The following is a 4,449-nucleotide window of genomic DNA, read 5'->3' as shown; positions in this document are numbered from 1 at the left end:
TCGTGTGTGCAGAGGCTTGGACTGCGGCACGGGCGGGCGGTTCTGCTCCCCGCCACTTTTGGCGGCAGACAGGCACCACGCTAGGCGGGCTTGTTTTTGTCCCGCTCGATCAGCGCATAGGCACTGTGATTGTGGATGGATTCGAAATTCTCGGATTCCACGACGTAGTAATCGATGCGCGAGTCGGCGTTCAGGCGCGCGGCCACGTCACGCACCAGGTCCTCGACGAACTTGGGGTTGTCGTAGGCGCGCTCGGTGACGTACTTCTCGTCCGGGCGCTTGAGGATGCCGAACAGTTCGCAGGAGGCCTCCCGCTCCGCGACCTCGATCAGATCCTCGATCCAGACGAAGCAGTTGGTGCGCGCGGTGATGGTCACGCGCGAGCGCTGGTTGTGCGCGCCGCGCTCGGAGATCTTTTTCGAGCAGGGGCACAGGCTGGTCACCGGCACCACCACCTTGATGAACTGCTGCGCCTGCTGGCCATGGATCTCGCCGATCAAGGTCACCTCGTAATCCATCAGGCTCTGCACGCCGGACACCGGCGCGGTCTTGTTGACGAAGTACGGGAAGCTCATCTCGATGTGGCCCGAGTCCGCCTCCAGCCGCTCGGCCATCTCCTGCAGCATCTGCATGAAGGACTTGACCGAAATCTCGCGGTCGTGGCTGTTGAGGATCTCCACGAAGCGCGACATGTGCGTGCCCTTGAAGTCGTGCGGCAGGTTCACGTACATGTTGAAGGTGGCGATGGTGTGCTGCTCGCCACCGCTCTTGTCCAGCACGCGCACCGGGTGGCGGATGGACTTGATGCCCACCTTGTTGATCGGGATGCGGCGCGTGTCGGCGCTGCCCTGCACGTCCTCGATGTGCTCGGCGGCGGTGTCGGGCAGGGTCTGGGTCCGTGGCGGGTTCATGGGGGTCTCGTGGCGGCTGGGCTGGCTTGGACAGCCCGCCTGACTAAAAGGTCAGTCACCTATGTTAAGAGAGATGCCCCCCCGCTGCCAGAAACCCGAGCCCGGCGGACAATTCGGCTTACCCGGGCGGCCAGCGGAAACCGCGGCCGCCGAGGATGTGCAGGTGCAGGTGGAACACGGTCTGCCCCGCCCCTTCGCCGTTGTTGACCACCAGGCGGAAGGCCTCACCGATGCCCTGCGCGCGTGCGATCTCGGCTGCCTTGAGCAGCAGATGCCCCATCAGCGCCTGCTCGGTTTCCGGCACGTCGGCCAGGCGCGGGTAGGCGGTCTTGGGCACCAGCAGGATATGCACCGGCGCCTGGGGATTGATGTCGCGGAAGGCCAGGCAGCGGTCGTCCTCGTACACGATGTCGGCGGGAATCTCGCGCCGGATGATCTTGCCGAATATGCTGTCGCCCATGCCCTGCTCCTCGTCTCGTTGCGCTTCGCGCAGGCATGGGCCGGCATCCGCCGGCCTGCCCACCACAAGTGCGAATTTTCGAGTATACGCGGAGGCAGGGTCCGGCGTGAGATAATTCGCGGCCCATGAATCCGGTCCCGCCTCCGGCCGGCAAGTACGCCGGCTACTGGACGATCAAGAAACTCCGGCGCGCCCTGCGCAGCCGGCTCAACCGCTGGCTGGCGCGAAGCGCCGGCGCGCCGCCCGCCTGCGTCCCGCTCGAGCCGGCGGCCATCCACCGCGTGATCGTCTGCCGGCGCAACAACCGTCTCGGGAATATGCTGTTCCTGACCCCACTGCTGCACTCGCTGGCCGCCACGCTGCCGCAGGCCGAGATCGACCTGCTGATCGGCAGCACCGACTACCGCAGCCTGTTCAAAGGCATGCCGGGCGTGCGGCGCGTATGGGTGATGCCAGGGGGCGGCTGGCTGTGGCCGCTGCGCATGCTGGCCCTGCTGTTCCGGCTGCGCGCGCAGGCCTATGACCTGAGTATCGAGCCGACATTGAACTCGTTCAGCAGCCGCCTGTCGGCGCACCTGTGCAGTGCACGCTGGCGCTTGGGCTTCCACACCCCGAACCAGTGGCTAAGTCTCACCCACGCTGTGGTCCCAGACCCAAGCTTTCGCCACGAAGCCCACATTCCGCAGCAGCTCGTCCAGGCCGGTTTCAGCCGTCCCGCGCCGGCGTATCCGCGCCTGTGGCTCCAGCTGAGCGAGGCGGAGCGTCGTGCGGGTGCCGCCCGGCTGGCTGCATTGCTCGGGCCGGGCCATGGCCCCGTGGTCGGTTTCTTCACCGAAGCCACCGGACGCAAGCGCCTGCCGCCTGAATGGTGGCGGGACTGGCTGATCGAGCTGCGCCGCGAGTCCCCGTCGCTGCGGCTGCTACAGATCCTGCCGCCCGGCGCCAGCGAGCCACTGCTGCCCGGCCTGCCGCATCTGCACGAACCTGAGCTGCGCCAGCTGGCCGCGGTGACCGCCGCGCTCGACCTCTTTGTTGCCTGCGACAGCGGGCCGATGCATCTGGCCTCCGCCAGCGGTGCACCCACTCTGGGCCTGTTCCGCGTGACACGCCGCCACAGCTACGCCCCCCTCGGACCCGTCGATCTGGCCCTGGACGTCAGCAACCTGACACCGCAGCAGACCGCGCGTGCCACGCTGCTGCAATTGGAAGCGGCGCTGCGCTACAGCCGCGGCAGTGTGCATACCGCAGACTCAGCGCCGTTGTAACCCTTGGCCGACTCCGAGACCCAGCTGTTGTCATGCAGCCCATACAGCCCTGATCGATAATGGCGCCATGGGCGCCGACTTCAAACCGCTGCGCATCGCCGTGCTGACGGTGTCGGATACGCGGTCGCTGGACACGGACGCATCCGGACAGCTGCTGGCGGACCAATTGCAGGCGGCCGGGCATGTGCTCGCCGCGCGCGCGCTGCTGCGTGACGACGTGGACGCCGTCCGCGCCCAGGTGGCGGCCTGGGTCGGCGACGACGGTGTGGAGGTGGTGCTGACCACCGGCGGCACCGGCATCACCGGCCGCGACGGCACGCCCGAAGCCATCGCGCCGCTGCTCGACAAAACCCTCGAGGGCTTCGGCGAGCTGTTTCGCATGCTCTCTTACGCGGAGATCGGCGCCGCCACCATCCAGTCGCGCTGCCTGGCCGGCGTGGCGCGCGGCACGCTGGTGTTCTGCCTGCCGGGCTCGAGCGGCGCCTGCCGGCTGGGCTGGGAAAAGATCCTCAGGCCGCAGCTCGACAGCCGCACCCGCCCCTGCAACTTCGCCGAACTGCTGCCACGCCTGCGCGAACGGTGAGCGCAGCGGGTGGCTCTTGCTTGTTGTGGGTAGACCCGCGGATGCGGATCGCCTTCTTCATGGAAGTGGCTGCGCGTAGCGCATGACTCAGTGGCCGAGGTGCAGCATCACGAAGACCTGCAGCTCGCCGACCAGGAAACCGAGCGTGGCGCCGACCGCGATCAGGATCCATTCGTCCTGCTGGAACGCCGGACGGATCAGCTGCTCGAATTCGTCCTCGTTGAGCTCCTGCATCTTCGCGCGCAGCGTGTTCTCCAGATCCATGGCGTCGGCGGCATACTTCTCGGCATGCGCCAGCGTTTCCGGCAAGCGCTCCATGAGCTTGTCCGCGATCAGCTTCTTCATCGCCTGGAACTTGGCGCTACCCACCGCCATGACCACGATCGGGCGCGTCAGGCCGGCCTGCTCGTCCACCATGCGCTGCACGTTCTTCTGCACCATGGCGTAGAGGCGGTCGGACAGCGGACCGCGCAGGACGGCCTCGAGCACGTTGCGCGGCGTGACGATCTCACTGGCGATCAGCGCGCCGTATTCGGCGGCAACTTCGCGGCGGCGCTTGAGGAACAAGCCTTGCCACTCGAACAGGCCGAGATAGCGGGTCGGCCGCTTGGGCCGGAAGATCATCTTCAGCGCCAGCCAGTCGGTGAACCAGCCGGTGAAGGCGCCGAACAGCGGCATGACCCAGGGATTGTGCGTCAGCGCCCAGGTCACCGCCTGCACACAGCCGATGGCGAAGCCGAAGGGAATGCCGGAACGCGCGATGAACTGGAACTCCTTGTCGCCGATCTCGCGGAAGATGCGGTTGAGCAACCGCTTGTCGCGCAGCAGGTTGCCGATCACCATCTGCTTGAGGTCGAAGATATTGTCGATGTTGTTCTTCATGTCCAGCATGATCTGCTGGATATAGCTCGGCGCATCGGCCTTGATGCGGTTGATCACCAACTGGCGCAGGCGCTCGGGCGCCGCCTCCCACAGGCCCGGCGCGATCTGTGCCGCCACTTCGCGGGTAATCTCGTCCACCGCCGCCAGCAGCGGCTTTTCGATCTCGCGCGCGACGCGCGCCGGGTCGAGCTTGGCGAACACATCCTGGGGCGAGAGCAACCGCCGGGTCATGGTGTCGCAAGCGATCGCCGCCATGTCCGCGGCCTTGCGCGGCACGATGCCCTGCCAGCCGAACAGGCGGTAGCCGAACAGACGGATATTCAGGCCGACGAACTCGAGCGGCTCGAA

General features: G+C 66.7%; 5 protein-coding genes. 2 read left to right on the top strand and 3 right to left on the bottom strand.

Annotated features, from left to right (window positions below):
• Positions 1 to 80: 80 nt before the first annotated feature.
• Both folE2 and VNJ47_12990 read right to left on the bottom strand, forming a co-directional pair.
• The gene (gene folE2 / locus VNJ47_12995; protein ID HXG29750.1) at positions 81 to 911 is read right to left on the bottom strand and encodes a GTP cyclohydrolase FolE2; all 831 of its coding nucleotides are present in this window, start codon (positions 909 to 911) and stop codon (positions 81 to 83) included.
• Positions 912 to 1,029: 118 nt separating this feature from the next.
• On the bottom strand, positions 1,030 to 1,371 hold the full coding sequence (locus tag VNJ47_12990; protein ID HXG29749.1) for a histidine triad nucleotide-binding protein: 342 nt from the start codon (positions 1,369 to 1,371) through the stop codon (positions 1,030 to 1,032).
• 125 nt (positions 1,372 to 1,496) lie between these two features.
• Between VNJ47_12990 and VNJ47_12985 the strand changes: the two genes are divergently transcribed.
• Together VNJ47_12985 and moaB are read left to right on the top strand one after the other, a co-directional pair.
• Positions 1,497 to 2,636, top strand: coding sequence for a glycosyltransferase family 9 protein (locus VNJ47_12985; GenBank protein HXG29748.1), 1,140 nt, complete (start codon positions 1,497 to 1,499; stop codon positions 2,634 to 2,636).
• A 67-nt stretch (positions 2,637 to 2,703) separates the two neighbouring features.
• The gene (moaB, locus tag VNJ47_12980; protein HXG29747.1) at positions 2,704 to 3,219 is read left to right on the top strand and encodes a molybdenum cofactor biosynthesis protein B; all 516 of its coding nucleotides are present in this window, start codon (positions 2,704 to 2,706) and stop codon (positions 3,217 to 3,219) included.
• Positions 3,220 to 3,306: 87 nt separating this feature from the next.
• Here the strand turns inward: moaB and VNJ47_12975 are convergent.
• Positions 3,307 to 4,449: DUF445 domain-containing protein (locus tag VNJ47_12975; protein HXG29746.1), on the bottom strand; the 1,143-nt coding region annotated here is incomplete at its 5' end.

It is taken from the genome of Nevskiales bacterium, from assembly GCA_035574475.1.
In the GTDB taxonomy this organism is placed as follows: Bacteria; Pseudomonadota; Gammaproteobacteria; order Nevskiales; family DATLYR01; genus DATLYR01.
The sequence above is the reverse complement of the archived record's forward strand: the minus strand, read 5'-3'. Positions and strand labels throughout refer to the sequence as shown.